Origin of the sequence: Mycolicibacter virginiensis, assembly GCF_022374935.2 — a bacterium.
Taxonomy (GTDB): Bacteria; Actinomycetota; Actinomycetes; order Mycobacteriales; family Mycobacteriaceae; genus Mycobacterium; species Mycobacterium virginiense.
Genome location: NZ_CP092430.2, coordinates 2,537,040 through 2,556,229, shown reverse-complemented (window position 1 = coordinate 2,556,229; position 19,190 = coordinate 2,537,040). Strand labels below are relative to the sequence as shown.

Below are 19,190 nucleotides of genomic sequence, written 5' to 3'. Positions count from 1 at the left end.
ATTGCCGCCATCTCGCGACCGAGCAGCGGCCATTAGTTTATATTCAGGCGGGGCTTAGCCTTTGTCCCGCTGACCTGCGCGCACAGCGCCACAGTAGGGCGTTGCGGTAGCGTGTTCACCTTATGGGGACCCAGCAACACCCGGACTATCAAGCCGTCATCGTGGGCGCGGGGTTCGGCGGCATCGGTGCGGCTATCCAGCTCAACAAGCTGGGCTACGACAACATCGTGATCGTCGACCGCCTGGACGGCCTGGGCGGAACATGGCGGGTCAACCACTACCCGGGGCTCTCCGTCGACCAGCCCTCTACTACTTATTCCTACTGGTTCGAACCCAACCCCTACTGGTCGCGGCTGTTTGCCCCCGGCAATGAGGTCCAGGCCTATGCCGAGCATGTGGCGGACAAGTACGACGTGACGCGGTTCATGCGCTTCAACACCACGGTTGACGGCGCCCAGTGGGATGAGGACGCAAAGCTCTGGCGAACGTCGCTGGCCGGCGGTGAGACGCTGACCTCGCAGTTCCTCATCGTCGCCACCGGCTTCCTGTGCCAGCCGAAGATTCCCGACATCCCCGGCATCGACACGTTCGCCGGTCATATCGTGCACACCGCGGAGTGGGACCACGACTACTCGATGGCGGGCCGCCGGGCGGCGGTCATCGGAACCGGGTCCACCGGGATCCAGGTGATCCCCGAGCTGGCCAACGAGGTCGCCGATCTGACGGTGTATCAGCGCACCCCGATTCTGGTGACACCCAAGTCCGATGTGGTCTTCCCGCCGGTGGTGCAACGGATGTTCGCCCGGGTGCCGTTCACCCAGCGCATTGTCCGGTGGCTCACCGACAACACCACGGACTTCATGATGGTGCTGACGATGTGGCGCTATCGGCGCTTCAAGTTCCTGAACAAGGCGATGGCGGCCCAGTCCGCACGGCATCGGCGGCGCTCGGTGCGGGATCCCGAGCTCGCCCGCAAGATGGCGCCCGACTTCGACTTCGGCTGCAAGCGTCCCTCGATCTCCAACAATTACTACCCGACATTCGCCAAGCCGAATGTGCACCTGGTGACCGAGGGAATCGAGCGGATCGAACCCGACGGCATCGTGGCGCGGGACGGCACAAAGCGCGAGATCGACACCCTGGTGCTGGCAACGGGATACGACGTCTGGGAGGGCAACCTGCCGGCGATCGAGGTGATCGGTCGCGGCGGTCGCAACCTGGGCAAGTGGTGGCGTGAGACGCGTTTCCAGGCATACCAGGGCATGACCGCCCCGCAGTTCCCGAACTTCATCAACATGGCCAGCCCGTTCTCCTGGGTCGGGTTGTCCTGGTTCAACACCGTGGAATACCAGACCCGGCACATGAACCGGCTGTTCGGTGAAGTGCAGCGGCGTCAGGCGCAGACGTTCGAGGTCACCGAGGAGGCCAACACCCGGTTCTACGAGCGGATGATGGGCCTGCTGGACAGCTCGGTATTCCACCTCGGCAACTGCGCGACATCGAATTCCTACTGGTTCAACCAGAGCACCGGCGAGGCCCCGCTGTTCCGGCCCACCTCGGTACGCAGCGCTGTGAAGGAGCAGGACCACTTCCCACTCTCGGACTATCTGATCGGATAGCTTCCGCTGCTACGGTCCTGAACAGGGGGTTACAGTGATCGTTTGGGCACATTGTCAGGTGAGGGGCCTGGGACAGTGACGCGTACACACCACCCGAGCCACGAGCGCTCGGCCGCGGCCGCCTTCGTTCGCCGATTCGCGTGGCCGATCATCCTGGGCTGGGTTGCCCTCACCGCGTTGGTGAGCGTCGCCGTCCCGCCGCTGGAACAGGTCGCCAAAGAACACCCGGTGTCGTTGAGCGCCAAAGACTCACCGTCCATCCAGGCGATGGCCCGGCTCGGACACGACTTCGCGGAGTCCAACACCGACAGTGCCGCGATGATCGTCATCGAAGGCGACGAGCCGCTCGGCGATGCCGCGCACCACTACTACAACGAGCTGATCGCCCAGCTCAACGCCGACACCACGCATGTGCAGCACATCCAGGACTTCTGGGGCGATCCGCTGACCGCGGGGGGCGCCCAGAGTTCCGACGGCAAGGCCGCTTTGGTGCAGCTGAACCTCGCCGGAAACCAGGGTGAGGCGCTGGCCAACGACTCGGTCGAGGCGGTCCGCGACATCGTGGCGCGCACCCCGGCGCCCGAGGGGGTCCGGGCCTACGTCACCGGCCCGGCGCCGATGGTCACCGACATGAACTCCAGCGGCGACCGAGCGGTGCTCAAGATCCTGGTGGCCACCGTCTCGGTGATCTCGCTGATGCTGCTGCTGCTCTACCGATCGTTCAGCACCGTCGCGTTGCTGCTGGCAGTGGTCGGGGTCGAACTGGCGGCGGCACGGGGAATCGTCGCCTTCCTGGGGCACTACGACCTGATCGGGCTGTCCACGTTCGCGATCAACATTCTGGTGACGTTGGCGATCGCCGCCGGCACCGACTACGGCATCTTCTTCATCGGCCGCTACCACGAGGCCCGCCATGCCGGCGAAGACCCGGAGACGGCCTACTTCACCACCTATCGCGGTGTCGCCCATGTGGTACTGGCCTCCGGCCTGACCATCGCCGGCGCCACCTTCTGCCTGAGCTTCACCCGGTTGCCGGTGTTTCAGACCATGGGCGTGCCGTGTGCGGTCGGCATGCTGGTCGCGGTGGCGATCGCGCTGACGCTGGTTCCGGCGGTCCTGGCGATCGCCACGCGCCGCGGACTGCTCGAACCCCGGCGCAAGATGTCCGACCGCGGCTGGCGCAAAGTGGGCACGGCGATCGTGCGCTGGCCCGGCCCCATCTTCGTGGCCGCCTGCGCGATCGCACTCATCGGCCTGCTCGCCCTGCCCGGCTACAAGGTCAGCTACAAGGATCCGTCGTTCATCCCGCAGGACACCCCGGCCAACCTCGGCTGGGCGGCCGCGGCGCGGCACTTCCCGGAATCGCGCCTGCTGCCGGAGGTGCTGCTGATCGAATCCGATCACGACATGCGCAATTCCGCGGACTTCCTGGTGCTCAACAAGCTGGCCAAGAGCGTCTTCGCGGTCGAGGGTGTCGCCATGGTGCAGGGAGTGACCCGGCCGGAGGGCACCCCGCTCGGTCACACCTCGATTCCGTTCCTGCTCAGCATGCAGAGCGCCGGGCAGATGCAGAACCTGGACTTCGTCAAGAGCCGGGTGGCCGATATGCGCCAGCAGGCCAACGATCTCGAGGGCACTATCGCCTCGCTACAGCGGATGTACGGGCTGATGCAGCAGTTGGGCACCAGCACCCATCACGCGACCGGTGTCTCGCAGGAGGCGCGGGACCTGGCCACGCAGGTGCGCGGCAACATGGCCGATCTGAACGAGAATTCCAAAGCGTTGCGTGAATCCGTCGAAGGGAAGGATTGCCGCGGCGACACCACGTGTCTGTCACTGCGGGCGGCGTATGCATCGATGGACGGCACCACCCTTCTCACCGAGAAACTCGACGAGCTGGCGCCCGACATGAGCAATATCGACGCGGTGACGCCGCAGCTGCTGGAGATGATGCCGGCGCAGATCGCCGCGATGCGCAGCCTGCAGACCATGATGCTGACGTTGCACAGCACCATGTCCGGGATCATGGCGCAGCTCGAGGAGGTCGGCGGCGACTCGGCCGCGATGGGTCAGGACTTCGACGCGGCGAAGAGCGACGACTCGTTCTACCTGCCTCGGGAGGCCTTCGATAACCCGGACTTCAAACGCGTGGTCCAGCTGTTCCTGTCGCCGGACGGGCACGCGGCGCGCTTCTTCATCACCCACGACGGCTACCCGGCGACTCCGGAGGGCATGGCTCGGGTCAACCTGATCAAGAAGGCGGCCACAGAGTCCTTGAAGGGCACCCCGCTGTCGAACGCCAAGGTGTACGTCGCCGGTACCGCTGCGCTCTTCAACGACTTGCAGGGCAGCGCCGACTACGATCTACTGATTGCCGGAATCACCTCGCTGGCAATCATTTTCATCATCATGCTGCTGATCACGCGCAGCTTCATCGCCTCAGTGGTGATCGTCGGGACGGTGTTGGCGTCGCTGGGAGCATCGTTCGGGCTGTCGGTACTGCTGTGGCAGTACATCTTCGGCATCAACCTGCACTGGCTGGTGATGGTGATGTCGGTGATCATCCTGTTGGCGGTGGGCTGTGACTACAACCTGCTCCTGGTCGCGCGGTTCAAAGAGGAGATGGGCGCCGGACTGAAGACCGGCATCATCCGCACCATGGGCGGCACCGGCAAGGTCGTCACGGCTGCCGGGCTGGTGTTCGCCTTCACCATGGCGTCCATGCTGGTCAGTGATCTGCGGGTGGTGGGCCAAGTGGGCACCACGATCGGACTCGGCCTGTTGTTCGACACGCTGGTGGTGCGCTCGTTCATGATGCCCTCGATGGCGGCGCTGCTGGGGCGGTGGTTCTGGTGGCCGCTGAACGTGCGCGAGCACCCGGCGCGGGCGCGGCCGGTGGCTGTGCCGGCCGCCTCGGCGGCAGCGGAAGGCAAGTCCGGCGCGAATGACCGCACCTTCGAGGACATGGTCGCCACGGCGTTCCCGGAGCTGTCCGGTGGCCCGGCGGGGCCGTCGGCCGAGGACCGGGCCACCGAGGTGTTGGCCGCGATCCAGCCGCCGGAGGAAGATGTCGACCGCTGAGCTGGGCTGAACCGGCTCTGGTCAGCGCGCTACCGCGTGGGCTAGATTTAAACGAGTCCTGATTGTAAAAATAATTCGCGGGTCCGACGCGGTGTTCAACGGTGCCCGCCGGCGGTCCGGAGGGGAGAGCCATAGATGTCCGATCAAGCCCTTTCTGCCGCCTTGGAGCGTGAGCATCTGCAGATCGACGCCGGAATCAGAGCTTTCCTGGAGGGCCTCGAGGGTGGCAGCCCCGACGCCGACGGCCTGCGCGCGACATTGGCTGTGCTGCGACGCCACATCTACCTGGAGGAACAGCTGCTGTTCCCGCCGATCAGCAGGGGCGCGCACATGATGGCGGTCTTCGGGATGATCCGCGGACACGGCGAGATCTGGCGCACCATGAACGCTCTCGACGACCTGGCCCGCGCCGGCGCCGATCAGGACACCCTGCGGGGTGCCTGTTGCCGGCTACTGGACCAGCTGGCCGACCACAACAAGGTGGAGGAGCCGGTGATCTACCCGGCCGCCGACACCGGGTTGGCGCCCGAAGTGGCAGCAGAAGTGGCCGAGTTTCTCGCTGCCGGGCGGATGCCCGAAGGGTGGACCTGCGCACGGGGAGCGGCCTGAGCAGTTAACCTTCGGCGGAGATGAGCGCCGAGAGGCCGGCGTGATAGGCGGCCAGACTGTGCCGCCAGCCGATGTCGATCGCACCGCCGCTGTCCACGGCGATCTCGGCGCCCACGTGCACATACGGCGCAGGCGGAACCAGCGGGACGATGTCGAGGAAGTTCACCACGCGATAACAGCATTCGATGGCTGCGTCGAACGCGGCCTTGAAGTCGAGCACGCCGACGCGTGGGCCGGCGAAGGTGGTCAACCGCGGCTCGACGGTGTTCGGGGGCATTCCTTGCTCGACGTCCGGTGCGGCCAGAACCGCCAGGGCGGCCCCCAGACTGTGCCCGGTGATGAGGATCTGACTGCACCCGCTGGTCGCCGCGGACAGGTTGGCGGCGATCGAAGCCCGCACGCAGCCGTAGATGTCCTGAAAGCCGGCATGCACCTGGCCGAACCGCCCGAACCCCGCCACCGGCGCATACGGCGCCGGGACGAAGTCGAAATCGGCGATCCAGTCCGCCACATCGGAGCTGCCACGAAATGCGATGAACGCGGTGCCACTGGTGGCGTCGTGGCCCATCAACCCAAAGATGTTGGTGTCCTTGGCCATCGCCGTCGCAGGATGCTGCTCGGGCAGCGCGGCCAAGTGGGCCTGGTCTGCCTTGATCAGGGCGGTTTGGCTGAACCCGGGCGGCAGCGTGGGCGCCGCGCCGGACATCACGGTGTAGGCCGCAGACGCCAGCGGCAGCACCACATCGCGGGCGTATGACGGGCTGAAAGCCACGTTGAACAGTGTAGAAGCGCCAGCCCTGCCAGAGCCGGTGTTGGTGGCAGGCTTTAGACTTGCGACCAACGGCATTGAACCGGCAATCACCGGGGAGCCTTCGGAAGAACAGCCGCACCGCCCAGCGACCGGCTCAGTAGAACCGAACGGGACGGCCCGTCACAGCCTTACATCGAGCGGTCGCGCCCCAGCACGGGAGTGCGGCAAGCGGGGTGGTACCGCGGCGCTCGCGCAACCGCGCGGCGTCGTCCCCGGGCCGGGCCCTTGGGAGACAACACACCGTGAGCGAACGCAGCTATCCGAAGCCGGCCGCCGGCGCCCCCGACTTCCCGGCGGCTGAAGCCACCGTCCTGGACTACTGGGCCGCCGACGACACCTTCCGGGCCAGCATCGCCCGCCGCGACGGCGCGCAAGAATACGTGTTCTACGACGGGCCGCCGTTCGCCAACGGCCTGCCGCACTACGGCCATCTGCTGACCGGTTACGTCAAGGACATCGTGCCGCGCTACCGCACCATGCGCGGCTACAAGGTGGAGCGGCGGTTCGGCTGGGACACCCACGGGCTGCCCGCCGAGCTCGAGGTGGAGCGCCAGCTCGGCATCACCGACAAGTCGCAGATCGACGCCATGGGCATCGCCGCGTTCAACCAGGCATGCCGGGATTCGGTGCTGCGCTACACGTCTGAGTGGCAGGCCTACGTCACCCGCCAGGCTCGCTGGGTGGACTTCGACAACGACTACAAGACCCTCGACCTACCCTTCATGGAGTCGGTGTTGTGGGCGTTCAAGCAGCTCTGGGACAAGGGCCTGGCCTACGAGGGCTATCAGGTGCTGCCGTACTGCTGGCGCGACGAGACCCCGCTGTCCAACCATGAGCTGCGGATGGACGACGACGTCTACAAGAGCCGCCAAGACCCGGCGCTGACCGTCGGGTTCCGGATCGTGGGCGGGGGACCGGCCGCTGACCTCGAGGGTGCTCACCTGTTGGTGTGGACCACCACCCCGTGGACATTGCCGTCCAACCAGGCGGTGGCGGTCAACCCGGATGTGACCTACGTGCTGGTCGCGGCGGGCGAGCGGCGATACCTGCTTGCCGAGGCGCGGCTGGGTGCCTACGCGCGCGAACTGGGTTTGGGCGAGGGCGACCAGGCGCAGGTGCTGGGCAGCTACCGCGGCTCGGAGCTGCTCGGCATGCGGTATGCGCCGCCGTTCCCGTATTTCATGGATTCAGCGAACGCCTTCCGGGTGCTGGCCGCCGATTTCGTGTCCACCGAGGACGGCACCGGCATCGTGCACCTGGCGCCCGCCTACGGTGAGGACGACAAGAACACCACCGACCCGGCCGGCATCACCCCGGTCACTCCGGTGGACGCCAAGGGCCGCTTCGATGCCACCGTTGCCGACTATGTCGGCCAGCACGTCTTCGACGCGAATAAGGCGATCATCGCCGACCTGAAGAACGGCACGGGCCCAGCCGCCGCCAACGGCGCGGTGCTGGTGCGCCACGAGACCTACGAGCACCCCTACCCGCACTGCTGGCGCTGCCGCAACCCGCTGATCTACAAGGCGGTGTCGTCGTGGTTCGTCCGGGTCACCGAATTCCGGGACCGAATGGTCGAACTCAACGAGCAGATCACCTGGTATCCCGAGCACATCAAGGACGGGATCTTCGGCAACTGGCTGCGCGGTGCACGCGACTGGTCGATTTCGCGAAACCGCTACTGGGGCACGCCGATTCCGGTGTGGAAATCCGACGATCCGGCGTATCCGCGGATCGACGTCTACGGCAGCCTCGATGAGCTGGAGCGCGACTTCGGGGTGCGCCCGGACAATCTGCATCGGCCTTACATCGACGAGCTGACCCGGCCCAACCCCGACGACCCCACCGGCGCCTCGACGATGCGGCGTATCCCCGACGTGCTGGATGTCTGGTTCGACTCGGGCTCGATGCCCTATGCCCAGGTGCATTACCCGTTCGAGAACTCCGAATGGTTCGACGGTGGCGGCGGGCAGGCTGCCCACTACCCGGGCGACTTCATCGTCGAATACATCGGTCAGACCCGCGGCTGGTTCTACATGATGCATGTGCTGGCGACCGCGCTGTTCGACCGTCCGGCATTCAAAACCTGTGTGGCGCACGGCATCGTACTGGGCAGCGACGGGCAGAAGATGAGCAAGTCGTTGCGCAACTACCCGGACGTCAGCGAGGTGTTCGACCGAGACGGCTCCGACGCCATGCGCTGGTTCCTGATGGCCTCGCCAATCCTGCGCGGCGGAAACCTGATTGTCACCGAGGCGGGTATCCGCGAGGGCGTACGCCAGGTGATGCTGCCGCTGACCAACGCCTACACCTTCCTGACGCTGTACGCCCCGAAACCCGGTGTCTGGCGCACCGATTCGCAGCACGTCCTGGATCGCTACATCCTGGCCAAGCTGGCGTCACTGCGCGACGACCTGACACAGGCCCTGGATGTCTGCGATATCTCCGGCGCCTGTGAGCAACTGCGCCAGTTCACCGAGGCGCTGACCAACTGGTATGTGCGGCGGTCCCGGCAGCGGTTCTGGGATGAGGACGCCGACGCGATCGACACGCTGCACACCGTGCTGGAGGTCACCGCGCGACTGGCCGCGCCGCTGCTGCCGCTGACCACCGAGGTGATCTGGCGCGGCGTCACCGGGGAACGCTCGGTGCACCTGACCGACTGGCCCGAGGCCGCCGAGCTGCCCGCCGATGCCGGGCTGGTGGCCGCGATGGATCAGGTCCGTGAGGTCTGTTCGGCGGCGTCGTCGGTGCGCAAAGCGCACCAGCTGCGGGTCCGGTTGCCGCTGCCCAAACTCACCGTCGCCGTCGACGACCCGCACCGGCTGGCACCGTTCACCGACCTGATCGCCGACGAGCTCAACGTCAAGGCCGTCGAACTCACCGATGACATCGCGCGCTTCGGGCGCTTCGATCTGGCGGTCAACGCGAAGGTGGCCGGTCCCCGTGTGGGTAAGGATGTCCAGGCCGCTATCAAAGCGGTGAAGGCCGGTGAGGGCTTCGTCAACCCCGACGGGACCCTGAGCGCGGGTCCGGTGGTGTTGCTGGAGAGCGAGTACACCTCCAAGCTGGTGGCCGCCGACCCGGAATACACCGTGGCGCTGCCCGACGGCGCCGGGTTGGTGGTGCTCGACAGCGCCGTGACGCCCGAGCTGGAAGCCGAGGGCTGGGCCAAGGATCGGATCCGGGAACTGCAAGAGCTGCGCAAAACCAGCGGCCTTGAGGTCTCCGACCGGATCAGCGTGGTGATCGCGGTGCCCGAGCAGCGGCGGCAATGGGCGCAGAATCACGCCGAGTTGATCGCCGGAGAGATCTTGGCGACCAGTTTCGAATTCGGCGAGCCGACAGATCCGGTGGAAATCGGGGACGGCGTGCGGGTGTCCATCGTCAAGGCCTAAGGGTTCAGCCGCAAAAATTCGGATCTGGGCCAGGACCGACTTTCTCGCGCCCAGATTCTTATGGTCGTCGGCGGCCCGCCGACGGGGCCTGCGCCGTCAGCTGTTGGCAGCTCGATCACGGCATTTATGCAGTTTGCGGTGGTAGAAAACCCCTCCACCGGCGTGCGCAGACGGTACTGGTGAGGCCGGTGAAACGTCGGCGAAACGGCCTTGAACTGCCACGTCGGCGACTTCAGGGCCTGTTCGTCCCCGATTAACCTTCAGGCCATACGAACAGTTGTCTGCGGTTGGTTCTGACCCACCCGAATTGCCGGCGAACCTGGCAAGCCGTTGCGTGACGCAACTCGGGTGGGTCCGTTCATTACTTGGCTAGAGGGGCAGGGCATTCATGGATTTCGGGGCACTCCCGCCAGAGGTCAACTCCGCGCGCATGTATGCCGGCCCGGGCTCGGCACCGTTGCTGGCCGCCGCGGCGAACTGGTCGGCGATGGCGACCGAGCTGAACTACACCGCCACGTCGTATGCCTCGGTGATCGCCGACCTGGCCGACTCGGCGTGGCAGGGGCCCTCGGCGGCATCGATGTCGGCAGCGGCCGCCCCGTATGCCGCGTGGCTGAAGGCCACCGCCGCCGGCGCCGAGGAGACGGCGCTGAAGGCCACGGCCGCCGCCGGCGCCTATGAGGCCGCCTACGCCGCGACCGTGCCACCGCCGGTGATCGCGGCCAACCGCGCTCTGCTTGCCTCGCTGGTGGCCACCAACTTCCTCGGACAGAACGCACCGGCGATTGCGGCGACCGAAGCACAGTACGGCGAAATGTGGGCGCAGGATGCGGCCGCGATGTACGCCTACGCCGGCTCGTCGGCGACCGCCAGCCAGCTGGAGCCGTTCAACACCCCGCCGGAGACCACCAACAGCAGCGGCCAGGCCAGTCAGTCGGCGGCGGTCACCAACGCGGCGCAGTCCGCAGCGGCCTCGAATACGCAGTCGAGCCTGTCCGACTTCCTCACGCAGATCCCGAACGCGCTGCAGAACATGATTACGAATCCGCTGACGCCCACGCAGATCGTGGACGACTACCAGGCGATCATCAAGACCCTCACCGGCGTGATCAGCACCGCGAACGGCCCTTACGGTATCAACGCTCTGAGCTCTGCCCGGAGTGTGTACCAGATGGCCATCAGCATCCCGGCGGTGGCCAATGCACTCGGAAATCTGAGCAGCACGCTCAGCCCAAAGCCGATCGTCGGTGCGTTGTCGCCGTTGTTGTCCAGCCCGCTGTTGAGCGGCTCGCACGCCGTTCCGGCGGCGGTGTCGGGGGCCGTGGGCCGGGCCGGTCTGATTGGGTCGTTGTCGGTGCCTTCCAGCTGGGCCAGCGCCGTTCCGGCGGTCAAGACCGCCACAGTGGCGCTGCAGGCCAGCGTGCTCGAGGCCGCCCCGGCACTCGCGGTAAACGGCGAGGGCATGCTGGCCGGCCAGATGGCGCTGTCAAGCCTGGCCGGGCGGGCAATCGGCACACCGATACGTCAGGCCGCGGGTGCCACCGCCACTCGCGCGATCAGCGCAATCAGTCACGTCACCAACAACCAGACGGGGCCCGATATCGCCACTACCGCCACCGTCATCGTCATCCCGCCGATCGCGAAATAACGAAAGCAGGACGCGTTCATGGTTTTTCAGAGTTTCGCAGCGCAGCCCCCAGAGGTCATCTCAGGCCAGCTGTATTCGGGACCGGGTGCTGACCCACTGTTCGCCGCGGCGGCGGCCTGGTCGGGGCTGGGCGCCGAGCTGCACGCCGCCGCATCCTCCTACCAAGCGGCACTGGCAAGCCTCAGTGGCGGCTGGCAGGGACCGGCGGCCGCAGCCATGGCGGCCGCAGCCGCACCGTATGTGACGTGGTTGTCGACCACGGCGGCACAGGCTGAGCAGACCGCCGCCCAGGCGTCCGCCGCAGCAGCGGCCTACGAATCGGCCTTCGCGGGAATCGTGCCGCCGCCGGCGATCGCCGCCAACCGCAGCCAGCTGGCCTCGCTGGTGGCCACCAACATTCTCGGGCAGAACACCACCGCGATCGCCGCTGTCGAGGCGGAATACGGCCGGATGTGGGCGCAAGACGTCGCCGCCATGCTCGGGTACGCGGGCGCGTCGGCGGAGGCCACAAATCTGACCTCGTTCACCGCCGCGCCGCAGACCACCAACGGCGACCCGGGAAGCGCGGAGGCCTCCGCTGAACCCGACCTGATCCAGCTGATCACCAAAGAGATCAACTCGTGGACGTCGGGCTATAACACCGGCTGGCAGAACATGATCGACGGCCTGACCGGGACCACCTACACGCATAATTTATGGGAGAGCCACCTCTCGCTGGCCAACGGTGTCAGCGGCCAGACCGGGTGGGTCAACGCCGTCCATGCCAGTACCAACATGGGGATCACCCAGTTCCGGTCCGGGTACAAGGCGGTGGTCCCGGTGATTCCGAAGTCGGCACTCGGCGGCCTACACAGCTCCGGATTGACCGCGGGCGCCGGTCTGAGCAGGGCAGCAGGGGCCGCTACGGGCAGCGCGATGCGCGTGGGTGCGTTGTCGGTGCCGCCGAACTGGGCCAGTGCCACCTCGGCGATCCAGCTCGCCTCCACCTCGCTGCCGCAGACCGCGCTGGGCGCTGCCCCCGCAGCGGGAACCGTTCCGGGCATGCTCGCCCCGGCAGCCCTGGGCAGTGCGGCCGGCGGCGCCTTGGGCGCGCCGGCCACCCGCACGGTGGCCCCGGTCGCCCGTGTGGTGTCGACCAACATCAAGGACCGCGAGGCGCCAGTCCCACTCGACCAGGTGATCGCGCAATTGCAGCAGACGCCGGATGTGGTCCAGCATTGGAACGTCGACCAGGCCGGCCTCGACGAGCTTGTCGCGAAGCTGTCCCTGAAACCGGGCATCCACGCGGTGCACGTCCTCGACGACGAGGACAGTGCGCTTGCCGGATCGCAGTCCGCGCTCGGCTGACGCGGTCCCGGTGCCTCACGACCTCGGCCGCCCCAGGAGGAACCCGATGAAGCTGTTGTTAGTCCCGATCGTTGCCGCCGCCGCGCTCGCTCTCGCCGCGCCCGGGCACGCTGACCCCAATGCGGTGGAGGTCAGCGCCGTCGACAGTACAGAGTTCATCTCGTCGCTTCGGCAGGTCGGGATCATCTTCGACAACCCGGCCCAAGCCGTGGCCGCCGCCGAAGCGCTCTGCGGCTTGGCGGCCAACGGTGAAACAAGCCTGGAACTGCTCAACGACATCACCGAAGCCAACCCCGACCTGACGGTCGCCGACGCAGCGCGGTTTGCGGCGATCTCGGCGAAAACCTATTGCCCGCACCAGCTCAACAAGGGCGGCGGAGGGTCGAAGTAGGGCTGCGTCATCCTTTGACGGCCAGCCAGCGCTGTTGACCGCCCGCCGTGGTCACCTGTACGTCGCGGAAACCTATGCTGCGCAAGCGTTCTGGCAGTGCATCGGGTGAGACCGGGTTATAGGTGTCGCGAAGGTGCATCAACCGGAACATCGTCGAGTGCACCCCGTCGCTGCCGGCAAAGACCGCGCCGCGGCGCAGCACTCGAAAGGCCTCGGCGAAGAGTCGGTCCTGCAACGCCGGCGTCGGAACGTGGTGCAGCATGGTGAAACACACCACCGAACTGAAGTCCTCCGACGGCAGCCCGGTAGCGGTGCCGTCACCGTTGATGATGTGGGCGCGTGAACCGTATTTCGCCTGAAGGCGTTCGGTCATCGGTGCGTTGATCTCCACGGCAGTCAGCCGAGGTGTCATGTTCACCAGACACCGCAGGTTGGCGCCGTAGCCCGGCCCGATCTCCAGGGCGTTCTCGCCGAGGTCAACGTCTGCCAGCGCCCACGGCAGAAGGTCGCGCTCGACGCTGCGTGCCCAGTACCGGGAGCTGCAACACAGCCGGTGCACCAGATTCATTGCCATCGTCTCGACCCTAGTCGGATGCGGCCAGGCATGGCAGTGCCCAATAGGCTTACGCCCGTGGACGCCCGATGGGTCCTGCACCTGGATATGGACGCGTTTTTCGCGTCCGTCGAGCAATTGACCCGCCCGACGTTGCGGGGACGCCCGGTACTGGTCGGCGGGCTCGGGGGCCGTGGCGTGGTGGCCGGGGCAAGTTACGAGGCGCGGGTTTTCGGCGCCCGCTCGGCGATGCCGATGCATCAGGCGCGCCGGCTGGTGGGGGCCCCAGCCGTGGTGCTGCCGCCGCGTGGCGCCGTGTACGGCATGGCCAGCCGACGGGTTTTCGAGACCGTGCGTGCGGTGATTCCGGTCGTCGAGCAGCTCTCCTTCGACGAGGCGTTCGGGGAACCGGCCGAGCTGGCGGGGGCAACCGCTGCGGAGGTGCTGCGGTTCTGCGAAAGCCTGCGTGGACGAGTACTCGACGAGACCGGCTTGGTGGCATCGGTCGGGGCGGGCTCGGGCAAGCAGATCGCCAAGATCGCCTCCGATCTGGCAAAGCCGAACGGGGTGCGGGTCGTCAGCCGCTCCGAGGAACGACTGCTGCTGGACGGGCTTCCGGTACGCCGACTGTGGGGGATCGGTCCGGTCGCCGAGGAGAAGCTGCACCGGTTGGGCATCGACACCATCGGGCAGCTGGCTGCACTGACCGACAGCGAGGTCGCTGACATTCTGGGCGCCACCATCGGCCCGGCACTGCACCGCTTGGCTCGGGGGATCGATGACCGGCGGGTCGCCGAACGTGCTGAGGCCAAACAGATCAGCGCCGAATCCACCTTCGCTGTCGACCTGACCACCTTGGAACAGCTGCGGGCTGAGATCGGTCCGATCGGTGAGCACGCCTACCGCAGGCTGCTGCGTGATGGGCGCGGCGCTCGTACCGTGACGGTGAAACTCAAGAAGGCCGATATGAGTGTGCTGACCCGCTCGGCCACGCTGCCGTATGCGACCACCGACGTCGCCGCGCTCACGGCGGCGGCCGGCCGGCTGCTGCTCGATCCGCAGGAGATCGGCCCGATCCGGTTGCTCGGTGTGGGGTTTTCCGGGCTGACCGATGTTCGCCAGGAGTCGTTGTTCCCGGATCTGGAATTTCCAGAAATAGGCTCTGTATCACCGGAAGTTACTGCGCGAGAACCACTTTCTCCGACGACAGCGGCGTCGTGGCGAGTCGGGGATGACGTCAAGCACCCTGATCTCGGCCACGGCTGGGTACAGGGTGCTGGGCACGGGGTGATGACGATCCGCTTCGAAACGCGCGGCTCAGGCCCCGGTCCGGTGCGCACGTTTCCCGACGATGAGCCGGGGATCAGCCGCGCCGACCCGGTGGCCAGCCTGGACTGGCCGGACTACGTCGCCCGCCCGGAGGAACCCAGCTAGCTCGTCAGGGGAGTGCTTGCACCACTGGATCGTGGTGCACCGGGAAGTTGACGGAGCTGGCGATGAAGCAGATCCGGTGGGCGTCGGAATGCAATGCCCGCGCCCGCTCCACCATCGCGGCGTCGGCGACTTCGATTAGCGGCTGCAGGACGACAGTGGTGAAGTGTCCGCCCTCGGTGTTCTCGATCATCGTGCCGACCGGCCTGTCCTGGTAGGAGACGACCACAACGCCGTTGGTCGAACACAGATACAGGTACGACAGCATGTGGCATTGGGACAGTGCGGCCAACAGCAGCTGTTCGGGATTCCACCTTGTCGGATCACCGCGGAACGCCGGGTCGGCGGTGCCGAGAATGGGGGGACAGCCCTGCGCGCCCACCTCATGCTCGCGCCCATAGCTGCGATAGTCGCTGGTCCCGGTGCCGTGATTGCCGGTCCAGCTGACATCCACGGTGTAGGTGTGTTGGGTGGACACGCGGCCTCCACGGGCTAGGGGTGGTGCGGGGTCGTCACCACAGCACACCGTAGACGCTGGAGACGGTAAATCCGTGGTGGCCATAGCCTTTGCAGGTCACGGTGCCCTGGTAGCCCACGGCACAGCTGGAACCCCAGTTCTCCAGTCGATGGCCCTCCGGCAGCACATCCACGTCCCGGGTGAACGACGCGATGTCGGAGTGGCGATAGGTCGCGGGCAACCCGCCGGCTTCGAGCACGGTCTGGTTGGCGCCGTCGGGCGCGTCCATCGGCACCGCATCGCAGCCGATCGGCCCGCCGTTGGGGCCGATACCGCACGAGCGGCCGTCCGGCGTTCTGAAGAACACCCAGTAGAAGTCGGTCGGCGACGAGTACCGCCCGGTGGCCACGGGGTAGTCGTCGACGGCGTCCGTCCCGGGCGGCGGCTCGGCGTGGGCCGCCGCGGCGGACCCGAGCGTGAGAACTGCGGCACCGAGGAGGGCGAGAACCCTGGCCATCGGTCAGCCCCACCGGTCGATGACGTCTGCGACCGGCTGCCCGGCGGCCAACGCCGCCATCAGCAGGATCCGGGCCTGCGGCGGGCGCAGTCGCGGCACCACCACCGCCCCGGCCTCCACCAGGGCCCGGCCGGGGCCGTAGTCCGCACCGATGCGTCCCGCCGGAACCCGGCTGGACACCGCGACCACGACGCCGGCCGCACAGTGCCGGCGGACCCCATCGATCACCGCCGGCGTGGCGTTGCCCGACCCCAACGCGGCCAACACCACCCCGCGCGCACCGGCGCCGACGCAGGCATCCAGGGCGACCGCGTCGGCACCTGCGTACAGCGCCACGACATCCACCCGCGGCACGGCGGCCGGTGCGCCGAGGTAGGGCCGAGTCTTGTCGCCGGACAGCGCGACCTGGCCGCCGGTGACGCTGCCCAGCAGCGGACCGGTGAATCCGGTCAGGCCGGTGATGGTCGCCTTCTGCAGCCCCAGCGGGGCCAGCACCCGGCCGCCGAAGCACATCAGCACCCCCAGCCCCCGGGCCGCCGGATCCGCGGCCACGGCCAGGGCGTCGCGCAGATTGCCCGGCCCGTCGGCGTCGGGGGCGTCCGCACCCCGCTGAGCCCCGGTCAGCACGACCGGCGCGTCCCCGCGGTAGCCGAGTTCTAGCCAGAGTGCACCCTCTTCGCAGGTGTCGGTGCCGTGCGTGACCACCACGCCGTCGGCGCCGCCGTCCACCGCGGCATTGACCGCGTCGAGGAGGGCAGCCCAGTCGCTCGGGCCCAGCTCCGAGCTGTCCCGCGCCATCAGGTCCACCACGGTGACGTCCGCGGCGCCGGTGTTTGCGAGCAGGTCCGAGCCGCTGCGGGCGGGCCGCAGCGCCCCGTCGCCTCCGGTGCCGCAGGAGATGGTGCCGCCGGTGGTGATGACGGTCAGGCGCTTGGACAGCATGCCGCGATCATGCCGCACCTGGGTTAAGGGATGATGGGGAGCGTGACTGACGAGACAACCGACTCGACCGAGACGGAGGTGGACCCGGTCGCGGCACCTGAGACGGAGCCCGCCGCCCCGCCCCGCCGGCTGGGGCTACTGCTGTCAGTGGCCACGGTGGTGCTGCTGGCCGACGTCGTCACCAAGGTGCTCGCGGTGAAGATGCTGACCCCCGGCCAGCCGGTGCCGATCATCGGCGACACCGTGACCTGGACGCTGGTCCGCAACTCCGGCGCCGCGTTCTCGATGGCCACCAGCTACACCTGGGTGCTGACGCTGATCGCCAGCTCGGTGGTGCTCGGCATCATCTGGATGTCGCGCCGCCTGGTGTCGCCCTGGTGGGCGATCGGGTTGGGGATGATCCTCGGCGGCGCGCTGGGCAACCTGGTGGACCGGTTCTTCCGGGCGCCCGGGCATCTGCAGGGCCACGTGGTCGACTTCCTGTCGATCGGCTGGTGGCCGGTGTTCAACGTCGCCGACCCGGCTGTGGTGGGCGGGGCGATCCTGCTGGTGGCGCTGTCGGTGTTCGGCTTCGACTTCGACGCGGTGGGTCGCCGCCGCGCCGGCGACAGCACCGCCGACGGCGACAGCGGCGGCAACGGCGAGCAAGCCTGATGCGGCTGTGACCGAACGATCCATGCCGGTCCCCGAGGGGCTGGCCGGCATGCGCGTGGACGCTGGGCTGGCCCGCCTGTTGGGCCTGTCGCGCAATGTTGTGGCGACCCTCGCCGAGAACGGCGATGTGGAACTGGATGGCGTAGCCGTCGGAAAGTCCGACCGGCTCGTCGCCGGTGCGTGGCTACAGGTACGGCTACCCGAGGCGCCGCCGCCGCTGGAGAACACCCCGGCCGAGGTCGAGGGCATGACGATTCTGTACTCCGACGCCGACATCGTCGCCGTCGACAAACCCCCCGGAGTCGCCGCGCACGCGTCGGTGGGCTGGACCGGGCCTACCGTGCTGGGCGGCCTGGCCGCGGCCGGCTACCGCATCACCACCTCCGGGGTTCCGGAGCGCCAAGGCATCGTGCACCGCCTCGATGTCGGGACCTCCGGGGTGATGGTGGTGGCGATCTCCGAACGCGCCTACACCGCGCTCAAACGCGCGTTCAAGGCGCGCACCGTCGAGAAGCGCTATCACGCCCTGGTGCAGGGCCATCCGGATCCGTCCAGTGGCACCATCGACGCACCGATCGGGCGCCATCACGGACCGGACTGGAAATTCGCCGTGACCGCCGACGGACGGCACAGCATCACCCACTACGACACCGTGGAGGCGTTCGTCGCCGCGAGCCTGCTCGACGTCCATCTGGAAACCGGCCGCACCCACCAGATCCGGGTGCACTTCTCGGCCCTGCGGCATCCGTGCTGCGGCGACCTCACCTACGGCGCCGATCCGACGTTGGCGCGCAAGCTCGGGCTGGAACGCCAGTGGCTGCACGCCCGCTCACTGGCTTTCGCCCACCCCGGCGACGGGCGGCGCATCGAGATCACCAGCGAATATCCCGCTGACCTGCAACACGCCTTGGACATCCTGAACCGCTGAGCGCACCCAAAGCGCAGCGTCAGGGCTTGCGGGCCTCGACGAGCACCCGGGTGGCGTGTGCGACGAAGCACCCCTGCGCCTCGATCTGCTCGTGCATCTCGCGCAGCCGATCACGGTGATCCTCGACCGCAAAGTCAGGCACGGTCCAGATCACCTTGCGTAGGAAATAGATGACCGCACCCACGTCGAAGAACTCGGCCCGCAGCCGCTCGAGCCGCAGATCGAGGATCTCCATGCCGGCGGCTGCCGCCTCGGCCCGCACCGCTTCCGGCTCATACTGGGCACCTTTGCCCGGCATCGGCCCGAGAAAGAACTCGGTCAGCTCGCGCATCGTCGCCGGCCCGATCTGCTGGGCGAAATAGTGGCCGCCGGGCCGTAGCACGCGGGCGATCTCGTCCCACCACGTCGCCAATGGGTGCCGGCTGCTGACCAGATCGAATGCCTCGTCGCCGAAAGGCAGCGGCGGCCGGTCCGGCACCGTCACCACCACCACGCCACGCGGATGTAGCAGCGCGGTGGCGCGTGCGGCATTCGGCGGCCAGGATTCGGTGGCCGCCATAGTCGGGGGGAAGCTCGTGAACTCCGCCAACTTCTCCACGCCGGCCAGCACCTCGCCGCCACCGGTGTGCAGGTCGACCGCGGCCGAGACACCCGACAGCCGCCCCGCCAGCTGACGCTGATAGCCCCAGGACGGTCGCTGTTCGGTGGCGCGGCCGTCGAGCCAGGAGAATTCCCAGCCGTCAACGGGTGCGGCGGCGGCTTCGGCCACCAAATCGTCGAAGCTGCGCGACATCGAGCTCGTTA

At 67.6% G+C, this 19,190-nt stretch carries 16 protein-coding genes; 10 read left to right on the top strand and 6 right to left on the bottom strand.

All coding sequences use genetic code 11. The features are described 5' to 3' along the window. Positions 1-122: 122 nt before the first annotated feature. The 3 genes from MJO54_RS12330 (at position 123) to MJO54_RS12320 (ending at position 5,309) form a co-directional block, all read left to right on the top strand. Entirely contained in the window at positions 123-1,619 is a 1,497-nt protein-coding gene (locus MJO54_RS12330) for a flavin-containing monooxygenase (RefSeq protein ID WP_064889751.1), read from the top strand. Between the two features lie 75 nt (positions 1,620-1,694). After that, positions 1,695-4,700, top strand: a complete 3,006-nt coding sequence (locus MJO54_RS12325; protein ID WP_217266634.1) for an MMPL/RND family transporter — start codon at positions 1,695-1,697, stop codon at positions 4,698-4,700. A gap of 135 nt (positions 4,701-4,835) precedes the next feature. Next, positions 4,836-5,309, top strand: coding sequence for a hemerythrin domain-containing protein (locus MJO54_RS12320; RefSeq protein WP_046283048.1), 474 nt, complete (start codon positions 4,836-4,838; stop codon positions 5,307-5,309). Between the two features lie 4 nt (positions 5,310-5,313). Here the strand turns inward: MJO54_RS12320 and MJO54_RS12315 are convergent, their stop codons facing one another. Then, positions 5,314-6,081 (bottom strand): lipase family protein, encoded by a 768-nt coding sequence (locus MJO54_RS12315; protein ID WP_240174992.1) that lies wholly within the window; start codon positions 6,079-6,081, stop codon positions 5,314-5,316. A gap of 281 nt (positions 6,082-6,362) precedes the next feature. Between MJO54_RS12315 and ileS the strand changes: the two genes are divergently transcribed. The 4 genes from ileS (at position 6,363) to MJO54_RS12295 (ending at position 12,904) form a co-directional block, all read left to right on the top strand. Further along, a complete protein-coding gene (gene ileS, locus MJO54_RS12310; protein WP_240174991.1) occupies positions 6,363-9,518 on the top strand; it encodes an isoleucine--tRNA ligase in 3,156 nt (1,051 codons plus the stop codon). A gap of 388 nt (positions 9,519-9,906) precedes the next feature. Beyond that, entirely contained in the window at positions 9,907-11,166 is a 1,260-nt protein-coding gene (locus tag MJO54_RS12305; RefSeq protein ID WP_064889746.1) for a PPE family protein, read from the top strand. A gap of 18 nt (positions 11,167-11,184) precedes the next feature. Beyond that, positions 11,185-12,513 (top strand): PPE family protein, encoded by a 1,329-nt coding sequence (locus tag MJO54_RS12300; protein WP_240174990.1) that lies wholly within the window; start codon positions 11,185-11,187, stop codon positions 12,511-12,513. A 46-nt stretch (positions 12,514-12,559) separates the two neighbouring features. Beyond that, positions 12,560-12,904: a DUF732 domain-containing protein gene (locus MJO54_RS12295; protein ID WP_046283053.1), complete on the top strand. Its 345-nt coding sequence runs from the start codon at positions 12,560-12,562 to the stop codon at positions 12,902-12,904. A 7-nt stretch (positions 12,905-12,911) separates the two neighbouring features. Here the strand turns inward: MJO54_RS12295 and MJO54_RS12290 are convergent, their stop codons facing one another. After that, positions 12,912-13,478 (bottom strand): class I SAM-dependent methyltransferase, encoded by a 567-nt coding sequence (locus MJO54_RS12290; RefSeq protein WP_240174989.1) that lies wholly within the window; start codon positions 13,476-13,478, stop codon positions 12,912-12,914. Between the two features lie 57 nt (positions 13,479-13,535). On the opposite strand from MJO54_RS12290, the gene MJO54_RS12285 reads away from it, so the two are divergent. Continuing rightward, positions 13,536-14,891 (top strand): DNA polymerase IV, encoded by a 1,356-nt coding sequence (locus MJO54_RS12285; RefSeq protein ID WP_065153347.1) that lies wholly within the window; start codon positions 13,536-13,538, stop codon positions 14,889-14,891. 4 nt (positions 14,892-14,895) lie between these two features. Here the strand turns inward: MJO54_RS12285 and MJO54_RS12280 are convergent, their stop codons facing one another. The 3 genes from MJO54_RS12280 to MJO54_RS12270 are packed head-to-tail and all read right to left on the bottom strand — an operon-like array spanning position 14,896 to position 16,804. Beyond that, on the bottom strand, positions 14,896-15,366 hold the full coding sequence (locus MJO54_RS12280; protein ID WP_064889740.1) for an OsmC family protein: 471 nt from the start codon (positions 15,364-15,366) through the stop codon (positions 14,896-14,898). Positions 15,367-15,400: 34 nt separating this feature from the next. After that, positions 15,401-15,862, bottom strand: a complete 462-nt coding sequence (locus tag MJO54_RS12275; RefSeq protein ID WP_046283057.1) for a hypothetical protein — start codon at positions 15,860-15,862, stop codon at positions 15,401-15,403. A gap of 3 nt (positions 15,863-15,865) precedes the next feature. Then, complete coding sequence (locus MJO54_RS12270) at positions 15,866-16,804, bottom strand: asparaginase (RefSeq protein WP_240174988.1); 939 nt, start codon at positions 16,802-16,804, stop codon at positions 15,866-15,868. A gap of 33 nt (positions 16,805-16,837) precedes the next feature. Between MJO54_RS12270 and lspA the strand changes: the two genes are divergently transcribed. Both lspA and MJO54_RS12260 read left to right on the top strand, forming a co-directional pair. After that, positions 16,838-17,458: a signal peptidase II gene (lspA, locus tag MJO54_RS12265; RefSeq protein WP_275564459.1), complete on the top strand. Its 621-nt coding sequence runs from the start codon at positions 16,838-16,840 to the stop codon at positions 17,456-17,458. 7 nt (positions 17,459-17,465) lie between these two features. Beyond that, positions 17,466-18,386, top strand: a complete 921-nt coding sequence (locus tag MJO54_RS12260; protein WP_240174987.1) for an RluA family pseudouridine synthase — start codon at positions 17,466-17,468, stop codon at positions 18,384-18,386. 19 nt (positions 18,387-18,405) lie between these two features. Here the strand turns inward: MJO54_RS12260 and MJO54_RS12255 are convergent, their stop codons facing one another. Next, positions 18,406-19,179 carry a methyltransferase domain-containing protein gene (locus MJO54_RS12255; RefSeq protein WP_240174986.1) on the bottom strand — a complete coding sequence of 258 codons (774 nt, stop codon included), beginning with the start codon at positions 19,177-19,179 and terminating at the stop codon, positions 18,406-18,408. Positions 19,180-19,190: the final 11 nt, after the last annotated feature.